At 56.6% G+C, this 18,942-nt stretch carries 15 protein-coding genes and 3 pseudogenes; 8 read left to right on the top strand and 10 right to left on the bottom strand.

Annotation, left to right across the window (positions count from 1 at the left end; all coding sequences use genetic code 11):
• The first annotated feature begins 272 nt into the window (after nt 1–272).
• From P6U16_RS21690 to P6U16_RS21670, 6 genes and pseudogenes are all read left to right on the top strand, one after another.
• Nucleotides 273–1,502: a PAS domain-containing protein gene (locus P6U16_RS21690; protein WP_277704446.1), complete on the top strand. Its 1,230-nt coding sequence runs from the start codon at nt 273–275 to the stop codon at nt 1,500–1,502.
• Between the two features lie 146 nt (nt 1,503–1,648).
• A pseudogene (locus P6U16_RS21685) lies at nt 1,649–2,874 on the top strand (ATP-binding protein); the annotation flags it as partial.
• Between the two features lie 249 nt (nt 2,875–3,123).
• Nucleotides 3,124–3,927: an alpha/beta hydrolase gene (locus tag P6U16_RS21680; protein WP_277704445.1), complete on the top strand. Its 804-nt coding sequence runs from the start codon at nt 3,124–3,126 to the stop codon at nt 3,925–3,927.
• Nucleotides 3,927–4,874 carry a PAS domain-containing protein gene (locus P6U16_RS28465; protein WP_349017725.1) on the top strand — a complete coding sequence of 316 codons (948 nt, stop codon included), beginning with the start codon at nt 3,927–3,929 and terminating at the stop codon, nt 4,872–4,874. Before P6U16_RS21680 ends, P6U16_RS28465 begins: the two co-directional genes overlap by 1 nt.
• 17 nt (nt 4,875–4,891) lie before the next feature.
• Nucleotides 4,892–5,590: an ATP-binding protein gene (locus P6U16_RS28460; protein ID WP_349017724.1), complete on the top strand. Its 699-nt coding sequence runs from the start codon at nt 4,892–4,894 to the stop codon at nt 5,588–5,590.
• Between the two features lie 1,024 nt (nt 5,591–6,614).
• Nucleotides 6,615–7,688 carry a Fic family protein gene (locus P6U16_RS21670; protein ID WP_277704444.1) on the top strand — a complete coding sequence of 358 codons (1,074 nt, stop codon included), beginning with the start codon at nt 6,615–6,617 and terminating at the stop codon, nt 7,686–7,688.
• Between the two features lie 75 nt (nt 7,689–7,763).
• On the opposite strand, the pseudogene P6U16_RS21665 reads toward P6U16_RS21670, so the two are convergent.
• The 6 genes and pseudogenes from P6U16_RS21665 to P6U16_RS21640 all read right to left on the bottom strand — a co-directional run.
• Nucleotides 7,764–8,002: pseudogene (locus tag P6U16_RS21665) on the bottom strand (SDR family oxidoreductase); the annotation flags it as partial.
• A gap of 111 nt (nt 8,003–8,113) precedes the next feature.
• Nucleotides 8,114–8,461, bottom strand: a complete 348-nt coding sequence (locus P6U16_RS21660) for an Hpt domain-containing protein (protein WP_277704443.1) — start codon at nt 8,459–8,461, stop codon at nt 8,114–8,116.
• Complete coding sequence (locus tag P6U16_RS21655) at nt 8,449–9,585, bottom strand: response regulator (protein ID WP_277704848.1); 1,137 nt, start codon at nt 9,583–9,585, stop codon at nt 8,449–8,451. The genes P6U16_RS21660 and P6U16_RS21655 overlap by 13 nt, the downstream gene beginning before the upstream one ends.
• Nucleotides 9,586–9,643: 58 nt before the next feature.
• Nucleotides 9,644–10,168: a histidine kinase dimerization/phospho-acceptor domain-containing protein gene (locus tag P6U16_RS21650; protein WP_277704442.1), complete on the bottom strand. Its 525-nt coding sequence runs from the start codon at nt 10,166–10,168 to the stop codon at nt 9,644–9,646.
• A 17-nt stretch (nt 10,169–10,185) separates the two neighbouring features.
• On the bottom strand, nt 10,186–10,551 hold the full coding sequence (locus P6U16_RS21645; protein WP_277704441.1) for a hypothetical protein: 366 nt from the start codon (nt 10,549–10,551) through the stop codon (nt 10,186–10,188).
• Nucleotides 10,521–10,775 carry a hypothetical protein gene (locus P6U16_RS21640; RefSeq protein WP_277704440.1) on the bottom strand — a complete coding sequence of 85 codons (255 nt, stop codon included), beginning with the start codon at nt 10,773–10,775 and terminating at the stop codon, nt 10,521–10,523. Before P6U16_RS21640 ends, P6U16_RS21645 begins: the two co-directional genes overlap by 31 nt.
• A gap of 153 nt (nt 10,776–10,928) precedes the next feature.
• Between P6U16_RS21640 and P6U16_RS21635 the strand changes: the two genes are divergently transcribed.
• Nucleotides 10,929–12,101, top strand: coding sequence for an EAL domain-containing response regulator (locus P6U16_RS21635; RefSeq protein WP_277704439.1), 1,173 nt, complete (start codon nt 10,929–10,931; stop codon nt 12,099–12,101).
• Nucleotides 12,102–12,109: 8 nt separating this feature from the next.
• Entirely contained in the window at nt 12,110–13,366 is a 1,257-nt protein-coding gene (locus P6U16_RS21630; protein WP_277704438.1) for a pilus assembly protein TadG-related protein, read from the top strand.
• 571 nt (nt 13,367–13,937) lie between these two features.
• Here P6U16_RS21630 and P6U16_RS21625 read toward each other — a convergent pair.
• The 4 genes and pseudogenes from P6U16_RS21625 to P6U16_RS21610 all read right to left on the bottom strand — a co-directional run bounded on the left by P6U16_RS21625 (nt 13,938) and on the right by P6U16_RS21610 (nt 18,703).
• Nucleotides 13,938–14,654 carry a prolyl oligopeptidase family serine peptidase gene (locus P6U16_RS21625; protein ID WP_277704847.1) on the bottom strand — a complete coding sequence of 239 codons (717 nt, stop codon included), beginning with the start codon at nt 14,652–14,654 and terminating at the stop codon, nt 13,938–13,940.
• 373 nt (nt 14,655–15,027) lie between these two features.
• A complete protein-coding gene (locus P6U16_RS21620; RefSeq protein WP_277704437.1) occupies nt 15,028–16,152 on the bottom strand; it encodes an FAD-binding oxidoreductase in 1,125 nt (374 codons plus the stop codon).
• Between the two features lie 88 nt (nt 16,153–16,240).
• Nucleotides 16,241–17,775 (bottom strand): annotated as a pseudogene (locus tag P6U16_RS21615) (amino acid ABC transporter permease/ATP-binding protein).
• 91 nt (nt 17,776–17,866) lie between these two features.
• Entirely contained in the window at nt 17,867–18,703 is an 837-nt protein-coding gene (locus tag P6U16_RS21610; protein ID WP_277704436.1) for an ABC transporter substrate-binding protein, read from the bottom strand.
• Nucleotides 18,704–18,942: the final 239 nt, after the last annotated feature.

Raw genomic sequence — 18,942 nt, 5'->3', positions numbered from 1 at the left:
GATTCGCTCGGGATCAGACCGGATAAGCTTCGACCAACGAACCGCATCGCAGGCGGTGCTAGCTTCGTTCCGGTGGCGGTGCCACCAGACATCGCACCTATCGTGCCGGTTAGGGAGCGCCGCCGACGGCCACCTTTAACGGAGCAGTCTCATTTTGATGGCGCGGCTACGGCTCGCAACGCTTCCAATTGCTTTTGATTTGTCTATTTGATTTTTGAACTTTCAATTGGGGCGCAACGGCATTGAATTCGTTTCCTTCATCGACAGGCACAATGGCCGACCAGATTCGTTCGTTTGCTTGGAACGAGACCCCGCTGGGACCTATTGAACAGTGGGGCGCCGCTCTTAAGATCACCGTCGATGCGATGCTCTCGAATACGTTTCCACAGTGTCTATTCTGGGGACGCGACCTCATTGCAGTCTACAATGATGGCTATCTTCCCATGCTGGGGAATAAGGAAGAAGCACTGGGCAAGCCGCTCCGCGTCAGCTGGAGCGAAAACTGGGAAGAACTCAAACCGATTGCCGACAAGGCGATGAGTGGCGAAGCGGTTTCCTATAGGGACTTTCCCCTTCAAACGACGCGAAATGGGCAGCCCGAAACGGCTTATTTCACCTTCTGCTACAGTCCCATTCGTGACGATACGGGCGTTGTAGTCGGAATGATCGATACCGTTATCGAGACGACGGAAGCAGTCGATGGGCGGCAACGGCTCTTGTCGGAGACCGAACGCTACCGTCAGATGTTTGCCAATGCCCCCGGCTTCATGATGATGCTGTCTGGGCCCGAGCACATCATTCAATTCTCAAACCCGGCATATTTGAACCTCGTCGGTACTCGCGATGTGGTCGGCAAAACAGTGAGGGAAGCTCTTCCCGACGCCGTGGAGCAAGGATATCTGGACCTACTCGACACTATCTGGCGTACCGGCGAACCCTACTCTGCCGTCGCCGCGCATTATGCGGTGCAAGCCGCGCCGGGCGACCCCATCACCGATTGCTACGTCGATTTCGTCTACCAGCCCGTCAAGGACAATTCCGGCAATGTCACGGGGATCTTCGTTTCGGGTGTGGACGTCACCGAGCGGACCGCGGCCGATCGAGCGTTACGCCAGTCAGAAGCGCGGCTACGCTTCCTTGATGACCTCGCTCGGGAAACGGGATGGAGGCGCGAGGCCGACGGCATCCTTTCAATCACAACCAAACTGGTCGGGGAATATCTGCAGATTTCAAACTGTGCCTATGCCGATATGGATGAAGACGAGGATGGGTTCACGATCAGAGGCGACTGGTCGGCGGCGGGCTCGCCGTCTATCGTTGGCCACTACAGTCTCGCGGCTTTTGGGAAGCTGGCCGTCTGGAACCTTAGCCGGGGATTGCCGCTGGTCATCAATGACAATCTCGTGGAACTTGCTCCTGAGGAAGCCAAGACATTCCAGGATATCGGCATTGCAGCGACCATTTGCATGCCCCTCATCAGAGAGGGAAGCTCGCGGCCCTGATGGCGATTCACGACAGGGTGCCCCACCGTTGGTCCGACGAAGAGCAGGTTTTAATTCGAGAAGTAACTGAAAGATCCTGGGCACACATTCAGCGCGTAAGGTCTGAGGTGGAACTCCGGGAAACGGCTGGAGCTTTGGCCGAACTCAACGCCACGCTGGAAGCACGCGTGGAGGAGCGGACCGCCTCACTGCTTCATGCCGAGGAAGCACTTCGTCATGCCCAAAAGCTGGAGGCTGTCGGCCAACTCACCGGAGGCCTTGCACACGACTTTAACAATATTTTGGCGGGCATCAGCGGCAGCCTTGAGTTGATGAGCAAGCGGTTAGCCCAAGGCCGTATCGCCGATATCGACCGCTATATGGTTGGGGCGCAATCCGCAGTAAAGAGGGCCGCGAGTTTGACCCAGCGACTGCTGGCGTTCTCAAGGCGGCAGACGCTTGACCCCAAACCAGCCGACCTCAATCAGATTGTCTCTGAAATGCACGAGCTAATATCGCGCAGCGTCGGGCCCGCTGTCGAGGTTCTGACCACCCCAACTGACGGGCTATGGACAACCTTCGTTGACATCGGGCAACTGGAAAACGCCCTTCTCAACCTCTGTATCAATGCCCGGGATGCAATGCCTGAGGGTGGCAATGTGACGATCCAGACGGGAAATCGCTTGCTCGATGGACGCGAAGCCAGGGAACGAGGATTGTCAGCAGGGCAATACGTCTGGCTCAGCGTCAGTGATACCGGGACGGGCATGCCGCCAGAGGTTATCGCACGAGCGTTTGACCCGTTTTACACGACAAAGCCCACGGGTCAGGGCACAGGGCTTGGGCTGTCCATGGTCTACGGGTTTGCGGGCCAGTCAGGCGGAACGGTTCGCATCACGTCGCAGATGGGGGAAGGCACGATGATTTGCCTTTACCTGCCGCGGTACGTGGGAGACGCAAAGCCCGAAGATCTAGTGTCGGAGGTGACAGGCTCCCTATCAGTGGGGGGCGCGAGACGATCCTTGTGGTTGACGATGAACCTCTCGTCCGCATGATCGCGGTCGAAATCCTGGATGAGCTTGGCTATGACGTCCTGGAGGCCGAGGACGGTCCGACCGCGCTAAAGGTCCTACAGTCACGAAAAGACATTGCACTGCTCTTGTCAGATGTAGGGCTTCCAAACGGGATGAACGGTCGCCAGCTCGCAGACGCGGCCCGGTCTTGGCGGCCTGAGCTGAGGATCCTGTTTATCACCGGATATGCCGAAAACGCTGTCCTCAATCATGGTCATCTCGAACATGGCATGCAGGTGATGACGAAGCCATTTACAAGCGAGGCGTTAGCCCGACGCGTCAAGGAAATGATCAGGTGCGTTACCGATCAATCCAAATGATCGTGGGCGAACGTTCGATGATCAAACATCACCGACGTTCTTCACTTTTAGCAAGGGTGCACTAAATATCGTTGTGCCAGAACAATCGCTTTCACCGCTTGCTTATTGTGCTTGCCACTGCTTTTCGAGACGGGATTGGGTGGCCAAAAATCTGTTGGCAAATATCCGGTCACTCAGATTCCCATCAACTAAGCGGCGAATGCCGTACCAAGCCTGCGATCTGTCGAGGCGAAAAAGGGGCTTCTATTAATGTCGGTTACCCAGCGCAACAACATAAAGATTGCCGGTAACGGTACGCAGACTTTGCTTTTCGCGCATGGGTTTGGTTGCGATCAGAACATGTGGCGCTTCGTGGCGCCACAGTTCGAGGACGAGTTTCGGGTCGTGACCTTTGACCATGTCGGGGCCGGCGGCTCTGATCTTTCGGCCTATGATTTTCAAAAGTACAACACGCTCGATGGCTATGCTTCCGACATTGTCGAAATTGGGCGTGAACTGCGGATAGAGGGCGGCATTTTCGTTGGCCATTCTGTCAGCGCTATGATGGGAGTGCTTGCCACTCTAAGGTCGCCGGGCATGTTCTCGAAGCTCGTTTTCGTTGGGCCGTCGCCCCGTTATATCAACGATGGCGACTATCACGGCGGCTTTACGCAGGAGCAGGTAGATGAACTCCTGGAGTTCCTCGACAGCAATCATATGGGTTGGTCGCAGGCCATGGCGCCTGTGATCATGGGCAATCCTGAGGAGCCCGAGCTCTCCGAGGAGCTTACCAACAGTTTCTGCAAGACCGATCCGGAAATCGCCAAGCATTTTGCGCGAGCGACATTTATGGCCGACAACCGTGCCGACCTCGACAAAGTGACCGTTCCGTCGCTCATTCTCCAATGTGCCGAGGATGTGATTGCCCCAGTGTCAGTCGGCCACTATCTGCATGCGAAATTGCCGGATAGCAAACTTGTCCTCATGAAAGCCACCGGTCACTGCCCGAACCTTAGCCATCCTGACGAGACTGTCGGCGCAATCAGGTCATTCGTGGCCGCTGCGGGCGCGTGATGAGTTCGGGATCGGATATCGGTCAGGACGTAGACGATCTCCTGGACCTTTTCGAAAATGCGCCTTGCGGCTATATTTCGGCGGCGCCTGACGGGCGCATTATCCTTGCCAATAAAACACTGTCCTCATGGCTCGGCATGTCCGGCGAAAAGATCGTTGGCCGCAAATTCATTGATTTCCTGACAATGCCTGGGAAGATTTACTTCGAGACCCATTTCGCGCCGCTAGTGACGATGCAAGGCTGGTTCAACGAGGTGGCTCTCGACATGGTAAAGGCAGACGGCAGCCGCGTGCCTGTTCTTGTAAACGCTGTTGCACGGATTTCGGATGAGGGAGATGTTAGGTTCATCCGGATCACCATCTTCAACGCGACCGATCGGCGTCGGTATGAGAAGGAGCTGTTAGAAGCGAGGGGCGCCTCAGAACGATCAGCGGCAGCGTTGAGGGATCTTAACGCTACTCTCGAAGAACGCGTTGCGGTGGCGGTGCAAGAGAAGATCGCCGCGGAAAGCACGCTCCACCAGGCTCAGAAGATTGAGGCCATTGGCCACCTCACCGGTGGTATCGCCCATGACTTCAACAATATGCTCGCCGTTGTAATCGGCGGACTGAACATGGCACAGCGCCGAATAGCGCGCGGTGCGCTCGACGACATCCCGAGGCTGCTGGACGCGGCGTTGGACGGGGCAAACCGGGCAGCGACGCTAACTCAACGGCTCCTCGCCTTTTCGCGCCAGCAGCCACTATCGCCCGAGACAGTGGATGCGAACAAGCTCGTTGCAAATATGGCGGAAATCCTTGCCTCCACCCTGGGTGAGATAGTCCAAAAGGAAACGGTGCTGGCATCGGGACTGTGGCGCACCAAAGCGGACGCCAACCAACTTGAGAATGCCGTCCTAAACCTCGCGGTCAACGCTCGCGACGCTATGCCCGAAGGGGAAAGCTGACGATCGAGACGGCGAATGTGCATATCGATGAGGCTTATGCGATTGAGCATGACGTTGCACCCGGTCAGTATGTCATGATCGCTGTTACCGACACTGGCTGCGGGATGCCTCCGGAAATTATAGAGAAGGCGATCGATCCGTTCTTCACGACTAAGCCGGTCGGAAAGGGAACGGGCCTCGGCCTCAGCCAGGTATTTGGCTTTGCCAAGCAGTCCGACGGGCACATGAAACTCTACTCCGAGCCAGGCATTGGCACGACAGTGAAGATCTGCTTGCCTCGAGAGTATGGGACGAACGAGACCGCGCCATGTCTGAAAGACGAAAGCGTGCCTCGCGGGTCCGCCAGCGAAATTGTCCTCCTGGTAGAGGATGATGCCAGCGTCCGGGAAGTTCATACCCGGATGCTCGAGGAACTCGGTTATACTGTGATTGCCGTCGATGGAGCGATCGCTGCACTTACCGTCATCGGCGAGCGCCCGGATGTAAGGTGTTTGTTCACCGACGTCGTCATGGCACCAATGAATGGCCGCAAGCTTGCTGATGAGGCAATGCGCAAGCGTCCGGGCCTACCTGTCGTATTTACGACTGGATATAGCCGCAATGCGATTGTCCATAATGGTGTGCTGGATCCGGGTGTCATCTTCCTGCAGAAGCCGGCAACGCTCGGCGACCTGGCACGCAAAGTGCGCGCGGCCCTGGACAGCGGAGGCAAGTGATCGCTTCCTCGAAAGGCACTGATGACGGTGAACGGAAATGGTTTTGGCGTGACTACCGGCAGCCAATAGATTCCTGGCAGCGGCTGCAACCCATCGATGACTGCGAATGCTGTCGTCATTCATCGCTTTCGTGTGTGGTTGCTTTTTATCGCAAGAAGGTGATCCAGTCTTTCATTTCGGAGGGGCGGCCTACCCCGCGAGAAAGTATTCTCGATCAACATCAAAAATGTAGTTAGGTGGTACAACGCAACAACCAGGCGCAAATCGAGACGAAACTCAACCCCACTTTCCACCAAGCCAAACTGTCATTAGTAGGAGGCAAGTTTGCCGATCTTTTTTCAGGAGCCCGTACGACCTGGCCGCACCCAGTTCTGACGATGAAATTGTGTTTGACGACCTGGAGCAGGCTATTGGGCAGGCCCGCGTCGCCATTTGTGAGTTGGCGTCAGATTTCCTTCCCATCAGCCCTGTGAACAGGATCGCTATCGAAATTCAAGACGTTGAGGGTATAACCCGGGCCGAAGTGCGCTTAAGTCTTGATGTATTCCTCGGTTCTTGCTGACAAATTCAAGGTTCACTTCCCGTGCGGCCGCCGCAGCAACATCGAAACGTCTAACTCCCACTCCAGGTCGGTTTCCGACGCCATGATCTCGCAGGCGTCATGGTATGCCGACGGACTGACGCCGAGCATCCTTTGGTACGCAGGAAGAGAATGCCAATGACATCGATGGCGCTCTGAAATGCGGTTGGGAATGTCGACATGGGTCGCCTTGAGTGGGGTCGAACCTACGACCCCGTGGTTGTTCCGCGTCGATCTCATCCGAACTCTTAGAGGCGTCAGAGACTTTGAAATCCCAATCCTCATCTTCGTACATCGTCTCTCGTCTCCTGCGAAAGTCTGGTTCCGCTCAAGTGAGGAATGGCCGGTCATCTAGCTCGCGGCAAACAGATCTGACGAACTCTCTTGTGGAAAATGGATGGAAATGGATGAATAAATAGTGCATGACACGGCCTTAGGAATTGGATGGGAGTGGATGGGCAAATGGAAGCTCTAAATACAGCGACCGTCCGGATCACGCCCGAAATCCTGTCCCTGATCGCCGAAATCGACGAATTCAAAGGTGCTTGGCGTGCGATCGGCCGGATAGCGCCTGAGCGGCTGTCCGGCCTCCGGCGTGTCGCCACGATCGAAAGCGTCGGTTCTTCCACACGTATCGAAGGGGCACGCCTCACCGACCGAGAGGTCGAAAAGCTGCTGGCAAACATTCGCCTGGGGTCGTTTACGACACGCGACGAGCAAGAGGTTGCCGGCTATGCGGAGGTGATGGAGACCATCTTCAGTGCCTACGAAGCTATTTCGTTCTCCGACAATCATATCCGTCAGCTCCACCGCGACCTTCTTGCGCATTCGACAAAGGACGAGCGGCATCGCGGCGCCTACAAAACCCTCTCCAACAACGTGGAAGCGTTTAACGAACAGGGCGAGAGCCTCGGCATAGTTTTCGAAACGGCATCGCCCTTCGATACGCCGCGCCGAATGGAAGAACTGATCGCCTGGCTGGATGAGCAAGGGCGAGAAAAGCGGCTCCATCCACTCTTGGTTGTCGCGATTTTCGTTGTCGTCTTCCTCGAAATCCATCCGTTCCAGGATGGCAATGGCCGCCTATCGCGTATTCTGACCACCTTGTTGCTCCTGAGGGCCGGCTACGCTTACGTCCCCTATAGCTCGCTCGAAAGCATCATCGAGCAAAGCAAGGAGAGCTATTACATCTCGCTTCGACGCACGCAAGGAACGATCCGCAGCGCAGAGCCCGACTGGAATCCCTGGATCGAGTTCTTTTTGAGAGCCCTGCATCGGCAGAAGACGCGGCTTGAGAAGAAAATGGAGCGCGAGCGTATTATCCTCGCCGACATGCCGGAATTATCCGTCACATTGCTCGAATTGGCGCGCGAGCACGGGCGGATCACGGTCGCGGAAGCTGCACGGATCACCGATGCAAGCCGTCACACCATTAAGGATCATCTCAAGGCACTCGTGGATCAAGGGCACCTCGTCCTGCACGGAGCCGGCCGCGGCGCCTGGTACGGTCTTTCCTAATGAAGGGGAATTCTCCACAAACAGAAATCTGCAGGGGACCGCGAACGCGAGTCGCCTAGGGCCCCGCATTTGAGTTCAAAGGGTGCTCATGCCGCCGTCAATGATGAACTGCTGCCGACTGTGAAGCTTGCTTCGTCGGACGCCAGGAACATTACCGCTTTGGCAATCTCGCTCGGATTGCCGAACCGCCCTGCCGGGATCTTGGCCTTGGCCATGGTTTCGGTATCGGCAGTGGACATGTCCAGTTTGCCGTACAGCGGAGTTGCAATTGGACCAGGGCTCACCGCGTTGGATCGAAATGGCCGCCCGGTCAGGGCATCAAGGTGAAAAGCGTCGTGTCCGGCGGTGATGGTGACGGCAGCCTGTAATGTGGGGGTCGATAGCCACCGATGACCTCGACATTTCCTGCTTGGCTGCCGGCGGCTTCATCGCACTTGGAGAATAGCGCCTGATAAGATGTGGGAATGTTCATACGCCTTCATGGCCTTGAATGTTTGCTGCAATACATCTCCTAATGTCACTAACAGCTGATCTTCTGGAGAGTGCCCTGAAGCCATTAGCGTCTCCACCCGCTCGCAAATTGACATTGCGCGCGCGGCTCCGGTGCTTGAGCAATTCGACTTCAGGGCGTGAACCAGTCTTTTGGCGTCATTGCTCCCCGCCTTGATCTCCGCAACTGCTACCTCATAGCCCGAAAATGCATTGTCGCAGAACGACGCGAAGACTTTTGTCCGAATGTCCGTGCCTGTACTCGACTGGATTACCTCAAACATTTCCAACGTGTCCGGTGACAGCAGCGGCTCTTCCACAAAGCCACAGGTTTCGACACCAGAAGCGACTTCCTCGAAAGAGCGACTTTATCCATGACACCGAGATGTAGGAACAGCTGTTGAAGTTGGCCAATATTAAACGGTTTTGCCAGATAGCCGTTCATTCCTGCCTCCTTCCAGCGTCCGGCATCCCTCCCCATGACATGCCCGGTCAGCGCCACGACCAGTGCCGGATGCCGTTTATTCGCGGCTTCGTATTTCCTGATTTCATGCGTCGCCTCAAAACCGTCCATGTCCGGCATGGAGCAATCCATAAAGACGAGATCATACGCTCCTTCGCCGATCGCATTGATGGCCGCGCGGCCGCTGTCCGCGACATCGCAATCGATATTGAAGGTCCGCAAGGCCTCGCCGAGCACTTCCCGGTTGACCGCCACGTCGTCCACCGCAAGGACGCGAAGGCTTTTAAGGTCCGGAATCTGTGATCGTTCCGTTTGCTCTGATTGCGGCTTCAACGTCGAAAGCCGATCCCGATCCAGCGCCTCGCAAAACTTATCGAGGAAAATTCGCGATACGGGCATCGGCACGTCGAGAACCGGCAGTCTTCCACCTGGAAGCGCTACCGTATTGGCAGCGAACGACCGGAGCAGAATGATTGGTCGGGTCGTCTCGGCAAGGCCCAGGCTCGCGGCATCGCCATCGCGAACAAAAACCACGTCATGCACGCAATCGACGGTGTCGACGACAGTCATCCCGCGGTCGCGCAACCCGTTGGAAATCGCTCGACGGGAAATGTCGTCGCTGTCAATAATGGCGACGGTAAGCGCCCTGGAGACGCGGAAAGGATTTGCGTGATCCGTGACGACGAAAGGTACCGAGATGGTGAACCTCGATCCTATCCCGATTTGGCTCTCCACCCGGATGTTTCCGCCCATCAGTTCCGTCAGCTGCTTGGAAATTGACAACCCCAGGCCAGTGCCGCCGAACTTGCGGGTGATACTGGCGTCAGCCTGCGAGAACTTGGTGAAGATGCGGCCGATCTTTTCCTCGGCGATCCCCAACCCGGTATCCTCCACGGCGAGACGGAGTTGCCCGGTTCGATCGGGGTCGACATCAACCGTAATCATCACGCCCCCGTCTCCGTAAATTTCAGGCCGTTATTGACGAGATTGCTGACAATCTGCGTCAGGCGGACAGGATCGCCGACAACTTTGATGGGGACCTCTGGCGAAACATGAATCGCCATCGACAGGTTTTTTCCCGTGCTCGTTCGGCAAATAGGCACGTGACATCCTCGACGATTGCATCCAGTGAAAACTCGATCTCCTCAAGTTCGATCTTGCCGGACTCGATCTTCGAGAGATCGAGGATATCGTTGATGATATGAAGAAGGTTCTTTCCCGACCGCGTGATGATCTCGGCGTAACGCTGGTGCCTAGGTGCAAGGTGCGCTGCTGCAAGCATCTCCGCCATGACCATCATGCCGTTCATCGGTGTGCGAATTTCATGGCTCATGGTTGCGAGAAATGTCGACTTCGCGTCGTTTGCCGCATCCGCTTCGTCTTTTGCCAGCCGCAGTTCCGCCGTCCGCTGTTCGACTGTGTCCTCCAGCGTCTCGCTGTGCTTGCGCAGCAACCTATCGCGCTCATCAATATGGCCGAACATTTTGTTGAATGCCTCGACCAACACCCCGACCTCATCGTTGCGCACCTTCTGAAGTCGCCGCGTCAGGTCTGATCGCGCCCCGATATCCAGAAACTCATCAGCCAGCGAGCGCAAGGGCGAACCACGCGTGCCACGTGGGCCCGCGCCAGGATCGAAGTCACGAGGATCAGCACCAGACCAAGCAAGCCGGAATAGGCGAAAGCCGTAAGGTAGTGGTGCCAGACGCCGCCGACCTCGGCGCGCATCTGGATCGATCCGACCGTTTTGCCTGCCTTGCGAACATCCGCAAGTACTTCGATTGATGACGGAAGTAACGAATTGAGCCCCGATCCGTCGTCCACCAGACTGGCACCCGCGCCAATTTCGGCAATCACCGCGCCTTTGTCATCGAGCGCAGTCACGTAGATGACGTCATGCAGTTCCCGCACCCCCTGATCACCTCGAGAACCTTGCGTGGGTCCTTAGCGGAAACGCCATCGCTCGCCGCTGCTGCGAAAGCGTAAGCGGCACTCTGATAGCGAACGGTCTCGGCCTTCATCGCCCGCTGGAAGTCAGAGAGCAGAAACAGACCAACACTGGTGGTGATGCCGAAACCGACAGCGGCAATGACGATCCGGGAAATACGGGTCGAAATGGGTGTGTCCAGATACATGCGAAGTCCTTTCGGTGCGGAAGGATCGCATAAACTTGTTAATCAACTTGCCACCAAAAGATTAACCTTATGGCGCGATTTGAATTCTCCTACGGCTCAATGTAATGGATTTTTATTGGTTCTAAAGTCTCTTGAAATGCAGGAGACCCAGCAATGTTGCATTCCTTGAACTGCTTAATCGTCGATGACGACCCTATGTATGTCATGGTCGCCGACAGCATCCTGTCGTCGCTGACGTCGGGGTCTGTCGCGAAAGCGTCCAATGGCAGCTCAGGGCTTGAAGCCTTGCGCACCGGTGGAGCAAAGCTTGATGTTGTGTTCCTGGACCTGAATATGCCCGACCTTGACGGTCTCGGATTTATGCGCGCCGCCTCTGAATCCGGTTTTGGCGGAAATATCGTCATATCGAGCGGCGAGACCCCTTCGGTGCTCAGATCCGCGGAAGCCATGGGCAAGATGCTTGGGATCTCCGTTCTCGGCACGCTTCCAAAACCGTTGAAGATCGATGCGATTGCCGCAGCACTTGATGAGGCGACGCGCCGAGGTCGGAAAGCATCCTCAAGTCTCGTCGGCAACTTGCTTTGCGATGATTTTGAACTGACCCCTTACTACCAACCGCAATACAGTTTGACGTCCGGTCAGATCGTCGGCCTGGAGTCGCTGATCAGGCTCACGACAAAAGACGGCCTCGTCCACGGCCCTGCCCAATTGTTCGCGTCTATCACGTCGACGACCGAGCGCGCCGAAGTTTCGCTCGAGATTACAAGGGCGGTTCTGTCAGACGCAAAATCATGGCAAGGCCGAGCTGACAAGTGCGGTGTGTCGATCAATCTAGACGCCTGCGTCCTTGAGCAACCGGAAATCGTGGCATCCATCCAGACTGCTGTCATGGGTTTCGACATCGACCCAAAGATAATCTGCCTTGAAGTGACCGAGAAATCCTTGCCCAAGGAGCCATCGAGGTTGGTCGAGGCGTTGATTCGGCTCAGAATGGCCGGATTCCGGCTGTCTCTTGACGACTACGGGATGGGCGCGTCCAGCTTTGAGCTCCTGAGGCTTTGTCCCTTTTCTGAAATCAAAGTTGACCGATCGATCGTCGAAGCCTGTGCAACGGACCCGATAACCCGTAAATTCCTGCATGCATTCGCGAACCTCGCGCGGGACCTGGAATTGACGTCGGTGGCGGAAGGCGTTGAGACCGAGCGTGAGCTTGCGGAAGTGCGCGAGGCCGGGATCGATCTGGTCCAGGGCTTTCTTTTCTCGCGTCCTCTTCCTGCATCGGCAATTCCGGCCGTCTTAAGCCAGCTATCGGCCGCTCGGACATGAAGCTTTGTTTGTTCAAACTTTTCCGGCGCCTCAGCAAACTATGTTCTTGCCGACAAGGTCATATGGCGTTGATGTCTGCTATTTTGGCACCAGTGTTTGTCGGTGTCGCAGGCGCAGCCGTTGACTTCAATGCACTGATGACCAACAAAACCAATCTTCAGGAGATGGCCGATGCAGCCGCCCTCGCATCCGCAAAAGAGGCGTCCCTGAACGGCTGGTCGCCGACGGCCGCGATGTCCATCGTGAACGGTCTTGTTGAAGCCAACAAGGGCTCAGGCGGGGACGGCAAGGTATCCGCCGAGGTGGACGTCGATGCGGTCCGGAAGCAGATTAAGGTAACGCTGGCACAGGACAATCATCCGTATTTCGTGGCCAGTTATTTCGTCGGCACGCCACAGATCGTGGTTTCCTCCACGGCGCGCACCAACAACAGTTCGAATATCTGCGTGATCGGGCTCGATCGGGCTGATACAGCCACGGTTTCGCTGGACACCAACGCGATGATTTCGGCGCAGAAATGCGCGGTCTATTCAAATTCAGCCAGCACGTCAGGCGTCACATCGACAGGAAACGCGAACCTGATCGCACAACTGACTTGTTCGGCAGGCGGATACGGCGGAATGGCTAAAAATTTCAATCAGCAGCTACCGCTCACCGATTGTCCAGTTGTGAGCGATCCCCTAGCATCAAGGCCGGCTCCGAACGTTGGGGCCTGCAAGGAAAAGGACGCCGCTTACAGCCATTACATCGGGTCACTTCAGCCAGGCGTCTACTGTGGTGGGCTTTCGATCAAGAGTTCTTCCGAGGTTACCCTGAAGCCGGGCGTCTACATCATCAAGGACGGTCCTTTGATCATCGAGTCCAGCTCGACCGTCGAGGCAAAGGGCGTCGGGTTTTATTTTACGGGCACGAATGCAAGCTTTCTGTTCGAAAGCAGCAGCCAGGTCGATATCGAAGCCCCAACGTCGGGGCCACTGGCCGGGCTTGTCGCCTTTCAGGACCGAACGTCTCCGGAAACCGACTTTGTGATTACCAGCAACAAGGCCAGAAAGCTGATTGGGACGATCTACTTGCCCAATGGAAACCTGATTATCGCAGCAAACAACAAAGTTGCCGATGGTTCAGCCTATACTGCGATCGTCGTTCGCAGACTGCAATTGTCGAAAGGCCCCAACCTCGTCCTCAATACCGACTACAATAGAACACTTGTCCCGGTGCCCGAGGGTGTGGGTCCGCAGGGCAGCACACCGCGGCTGGTCCACTGACTGTGCGTTGGCTGTTGGTTATGAGATAGCCCGCCCTTCCGTGAACATAGACTATGATGTCTCGTCATTGAATGCAGAGGAGCCGAATCGAACGAGGCATTCGATTGCCCTTCCTTCATCGGAAACTGTCCACATCGTATCGCTGCCCACCGTGATACCAGGCAGGTTTTCCTACAGTTTGGGTGACGCGACGCTGCCATAATCCAGCGGGATACGGTCAACTTCTCTGACATGCTTGCCCCTGCATGTGCGCCGATCCCATCCCGTCGCTGGCCTATGGGTCCTTTCCTGGTCGGTGCGGTGAGGCTGCCCCCGCAGCGTCGCCGCCGCGCAAACGTTTCTCACTCTTAGAAAGAGCAACGATCATCGTTCCGGACTGTTTCATTCGTTCGCGTCCGTCCCGAAAAAGGAAGAAAAGCGAGTAGAGACGAGGTCCGTCGTTATCAGCCAGACGCGGCAAACGGCTGGCGTCTGTTTTGGATACAATCAAGGAACCTCCATAGCTGAAGTGAAAGCGCTAAGTGAAGCCCTGCAGTTGCCATTTCGCGATGCGCGGAAAGGGCTCAAAGGTCTACTGTGGCACGACCTCGAGGCGCTGTTTCAAAAGCCAATCCCAAAGCTCCGGATCATTCAAAGCGGCCCACTCGACGCCCGAGTGATCCGCGCCCTCCAGAACGCTCAACCGAGCATTCCGCTTGAGACCGACAAGGCGCTCGTAAAGCACAACCGAATCCGACAAGGGAATGACGTCATCATTCGTGCCGTGGAACACCCAGAAAGCTGCCTTTTCATTCGTCCTGCTCAGATAGTGGCGATTACCGCCGCCGGCGATCGGAACGAAAGCAGCGAATTTATCGGGAAACTGTTCCGCCATGGCCCAAGTACCGAAACCGCCGCGGCTGAACCCCACGACATAGACCCGCGTGCGATCGACACGATACTTAGACATGACCTCGTCGAGCACCGCCTCCACTTTCTCGATTGGATAAAGTAGTTCTTCACTCGGGTTCTGGGGCGAAAGCACCAGAAAGGGGAATGTCTTTCCGTCCTCGATCAGTTTCGGAATGCCGCTCGATCTAACCTTCTCGACATCGGTCCCACCCTGATCGCCGCCGTGAAGCCACACGACAAGCGGATACGCCTTGTCGGACGACGCATAGTTGTCTGGCGTATAGATCAGATAATTGAGATCACTCTTAATGCTGGTGGCCGACCTTGCTGCCAACTGCTCGGCATGCGTCACTCCTACACTGCCCAGTCCCCATACGGCCGCAAAGACCAGCGCCATGATATTCCGCGTCATTCGATCAGATCCTCCGTGATGTTCGGCGTATAGGACGTCAAATGGAACAGAGATGCCGAAACTCAAGCTTTGCCCGCCCTTCCAGCATTATGGAGCAAATGCCGCAGTTGCGCCGTTGGGCTCCGCACGGCGACTTCGACATCTAAGCGGAGCAGCCTCCAGACGACCAACGAAAGCACGGGAGCCATCTGAAACGCACATTCATTGACCGTGAGACCCAGATGGTCGTGGAACGCGACCAACAGGTGAAGGGCTTCGAAACGGGTGCCATCCAGCGCCTATTTTTCCAGCGGCTGCGCGCATCGCGTTTTGAGACGACTTGTCGTTTCCTGGAAAAACCAGGTCCCTCTGCCCCGTATCAGGAGAAACGATCCGGCCGGAAGCATGCAAACAAGGGATGCTCCATCCCACCAGCAATTTCACTCGCCAGAAGCTCTCCGGCGATGAGACCGAGCGTTGCCCCGCTGTGGCTGAAAGCCACGTAGTAGCCCTTGATCCCTTTCAGTTCACCGAATACGGGTTCACCGTCGCCAGGGATAGGCTTTGGACCAACGCCGTAGTTCGCCAATTCGAGCGCGGGATTCCCCTCAAGAACCCTCGATGCCTCATCGAGAAGTCCACGAACCGTGGAATCCTTGATCTCGTAGGTTCCATCCGCCCTGACGATTATCTCTTCTTCGGACCAGGCAGAATCAAGTACCAGCGCACCGTCCGGCGTGGGACGGATCGCGACACGCGGTGTGTTTAGCACAGCCCTCAGCGGCAAATTTACCGGTTTTGTGCGCACAAGAAGAGCAGTCGGTGTTCCGTCTGCAATATGTCGTCCGCTTTCGGCAACCATGCCCGGAACCGCACCACCCGTTGCCAGAAGAACCGCATCGGAGTCAAAGCGTCGTCCACTCGTCGTCATGACGCCGGTTGCGCGGCCATCCTCGATTATAACCGAAGCGTGGCCGGCATCGGTGACGACCATGCCGCCGCGTTGCGAAAATTCGGCAGCGAGGATCGCGATCAGGGATGGGAGATCGACCCAGCCTTCGCCGGGATTGAAGATCGCCCCCTGCCGCGTAACCGTTCTAGCGTCGATGCCCGGAGTGGCGGCAGCGATCGCGTCGCTCGACAGATGCAGCGCATCGTATCCAAGTGCCTGCTCATGGGCAAAAACGTCGGCAATCTCGTTGCAGGCGTCGTCGGCATCCCAGGTCAAGCCGCCATCGAACCGCAACCAGTTTGCATTCGGATGCTTTGCGGAAAGGGTACGGTAGCGATCAATCCCGATCATGCGCAATTGGTGATACTCCGGTGAACGCCTGCGGGAGCTGTTTAACCAGGCAAGCGAACGTCCAGATGCGCCGTTGGCGAGCGGACCGTCATTGATAAGCGTAGTGCGGATCCCGCATCGCGCGAGATGGACAGCAGTCGAAACGCCGAAGATGCCTCCACCGACGACGGCGACGGTTGAGATGGATGAGGCTGATGTCATGTAAGTCTCTCTCGATATATGGGTGTTGCGTTATATCGCGTCTGCAAGAGCTGCTCCGGTGCACAGATCGCACGAACGGATCGGACGGCTACAGCACTTCGGCAAGGAAGTGTTTCAAGCGATCACTTTTCGGATTGTCGAAGATTGCACTGGGCGTTCCGGCCTCGATGACGCGACCTTCATCCATGAAGACGACCTGATCTGCGACCTTGCGGGCAAAACCCATCTCATGGGTAACGATCACCATCGTCATACCCCGCCGCCCAAGATCGGCCATCAGATTTAGTACGCCCTTCACGAGCTCGGGATCGAGCGCGCTCGTCACCTCGTCAAACAGGATGACTTCCGGATCCATTGCCAGCGCACGAGCGATCGCGACGCGCTGCTGCTGGCCGCCGGAAAGGCCTCCCGGGCGATGATGAGCGCGAGCGGCAAGTCCGACATCGGCAAGCCGAGCCTCGGCGATGCGCTCGGCTTCCTGTGTCGGAATGCCCTTAATCTTGGTCAGCGACAGCATGACGTTTTCGAGTGCGGTGTGATCCGGGAACAGGTTGAAATGCTGAAATACCATGCCGATCCGCCGGCGCAGCTTTTCCGGCTTCATCGCAAGAATGCTGTCGCCGTCGAGCAGCACATCCCCACCCTCGGCTCCACCAGCCGGTTAAGGCAGCGTAGTAATGTGGATTTGCCCGACCCGGACGGACCGATAATGCAGGTGACGGTGCCCGGTTTGACTGCCAGATCGACGCCCTTGAGCACCTGAAGGTCCCCATAAGCCATGTCGAGCTTGCTGACAGCAAGGCTGCCGCCCTTGAAGCGCACCTCTTCTGGCGCCAGCGTCTCGGCAACTGAAAGCCCACTCACGACACCTTGGAGTTCACTCACTTCGGCAAGGCCGCTGGTCAACGTGCTCGCTCTGTGCGTGCCGAGCCTCAATCTATTGTCGATGAAGTTTACCACGTGGGTCAACGGTACAGTGATGACGAGATAAAACACGCCGGCGAGCAGGAGTGGCGACAGATTGCCGGTGACGACGGCCTGATCTTGACCAACGCGAAAAATTTCGCGTTCGGAGGCCAGAAGGCCAAGGAAATAGACGAGGCTTGAATCCTTAACGTTGCCGATGAACTGGTTGACCAGCGCCGGCAATACGCGGCGGATGCCCTGCGGAATGATGATCAGGCGCATGCCCTGCCCGTAGCTCATGCTCAGCGCTCGGCAGGCTTCCATCTGGCCGCGTTCGACACTTTGGATGCCGGAGCGGAAGATCTCGCCGATATAGGCGCCCGCAATCAGGCTGAGCGCCAAGATGCCAAGTGGATAGGGCGACGGCCCGAAAAGCTCACGGCCGATACGGGCAAAACCCTGACCGATCAGAAGAATGGTGACGATGGCCGGCAGGCCGCGAAAGATGTCGGTGTAAATCCTTGCCGGAATGCGCAACCAGCGCGATGGCGATATGCTCATCACGGCAAGGATCATACCCAGTATAACCCCTAGAACAGTCGAGGCGGCCGCAAGAATCAGCGTGTTCTTCAAGCCGATGGTGATCATGCTTGGCAGGATGTCCGCCATAGCCTGCCAATCGAGGAAGCTGCGCCGCAGGTTTTCGAGCCAGTTCATTTGTTCCCCTTTCAATGCGCCGCCGCCGTTCGTTCCGCGGCTTCAGCGTGTCGCGCGGCCGCCGGCGGCCTTCGCCGGCGGCCATTGTCGGTCACTTCCTGGGGAGATATTCATCTGGCATCGGCGAATTCGGAAACCACTTTTCATAGAGCGTCTTCCAGGTTCCGTCCTGCATGGCAGCATGCAGCGCAGTGTTCAGCGCTTCGCGGAGTTTGTCGTTGCCCTTTCGCAGGACGAAGCCGGCGGGAGCATCGAAAGACGGAATGTTCACGGCGATTTTCAGGTCCGGATAACGCACGCCGTATTCTTTGGCCGCCTCGTAGTCGAGGAAATGCGCATCGACCGTTCCGTTGTTCAACGCGGAGACCGCCGAGTTGTTGTCCGGGAACTTGACGAGATCAGTTTCGGTAAAATTCTTCGCCGCATAGATTTCCTGCAACGTGCCCTGGACGACGCCGAGGCGCTTGCCTTTGAGGCCCGCTGCATCGTTAATTGCTTTGTCGGGTGTCAGCACCGAGAGATAGCCGGCGAGGTAACCATCGGAAAAGTCGACGGTCTTCTTGCGCGCTTCCGTCGTGCCTATGGCTGCGACGGCAACGTCGAAACGCTCATTGGCGACGGATGGCATCAGCGCCGAGAATTCCTGACCGGTGAAGATCACCTGTTCCGGCTTGAAGCCAAGTCGGCCAGCAACGTTCAGGAAGAACTCGATATCAAATCCTGAAAACGTGCCGTCGGCCTGCGTGAAGGCGTAGGGCTTGGCATCGCCCATCGTGCCGACGCTGATGACATTGGCGTCGATCAGGCCATAGGGATTGTCATCGGCGCCAAGGGCCTGCGCACCGAAGCTTGCACACGCAACCACAAGAGCCATTACACCGGTCCGCACCGGTGACACCAACGACCTGAGAATTCCAATCTTGCTCATGTCTTCTCTCCACTCTGAAGGTCTGTTCTTTTGCATTCTGAAAAAAGACGCGATCTTTCACCCTCCTGCCGAAGCGCGCCCAGCGGCGTCGGCGACAGAATTTAAGAAGATGAAACCAATCCCTTTTCGAACCCAATTGCCTAAAAGAGACCGGTCTCACACTAATTGAGACCGGTCTCAATGATAATTGTTATAGCGACATTGACGTTCCGTCAACAACTCTTGTAGTCCTTCCCAAG

Origin of the sequence: Rhizobium sp. 32-5/1 (genome assembly GCF_029537235.1) — a bacterium.
Lineage (GTDB): Bacteria > Pseudomonadota > Alphaproteobacteria > Rhizobiales > Rhizobiaceae > Pararhizobium.
Note: the sequence above shows the minus strand (reverse complement) of the source record. Positions and strands in the feature narration are given on the sequence as shown.

Coding starts and splice junctions, on each gene's coding strand:
- P6U16_RS21610 (WP_277704436.1), bottom strand. CDS start 18,703: ATGAGCAAGATTGGAATTCTCAGGTCGTTGGTGTCACCGGTGCGGACC.
- P6U16_RS21635 (WP_277704439.1), top strand. CDS start 10,929: ATGTTGCATTCCTTGAACTGCTTAATCGTCGATGACGACCCTATGTAT.
- P6U16_RS21625 (WP_277704847.1), bottom strand. CDS start 14,654: ATGGCGCTGGTCTTTGCGGCCGTATGGGGACTGGGCAGTGTAGGAGTG.
- P6U16_RS21655 (WP_277704848.1), bottom strand. CDS start 9,585: ATGATTACGGTTGATGTCGACCCCGATCGAACCGGGCAACTCCGTCTC.
- P6U16_RS21620 (WP_277704437.1), bottom strand. CDS start 16,152: ATGACATCAGCCTCATCCATCTCAACCGTCGCCGTCGTCGGTGGAGGC.
- P6U16_RS21680 (WP_277704445.1), top strand. CDS start 3,124: ATGTCGGTTACCCAGCGCAACAACATAAAGATTGCCGGTAACGGTACG.
- P6U16_RS21670 (WP_277704444.1), top strand. CDS start 6,615: ATGGGAGTGGATGGGCAAATGGAAGCTCTAAATACAGCGACCGTCCGG.
- P6U16_RS21640 (WP_277704440.1), bottom strand. CDS start 10,775: ATGTATCTGGACACACCCATTTCGACCCGTATTTCCCGGATCGTCATT.
- P6U16_RS21660 (WP_277704443.1), bottom strand. CDS start 8,461: ATGTTTGAGGTAATCCAGTCGAGTACAGGCACGGACATTCGGACAAAA.
- P6U16_RS21690 (WP_277704446.1), top strand. CDS start 273: ATGGCCGACCAGATTCGTTCGTTTGCTTGGAACGAGACCCCGCTGGGA.
- P6U16_RS28465 (WP_349017725.1), top strand. CDS start 3,927: ATGAGTTCGGGATCGGATATCGGTCAGGACGTAGACGATCTCCTGGAC.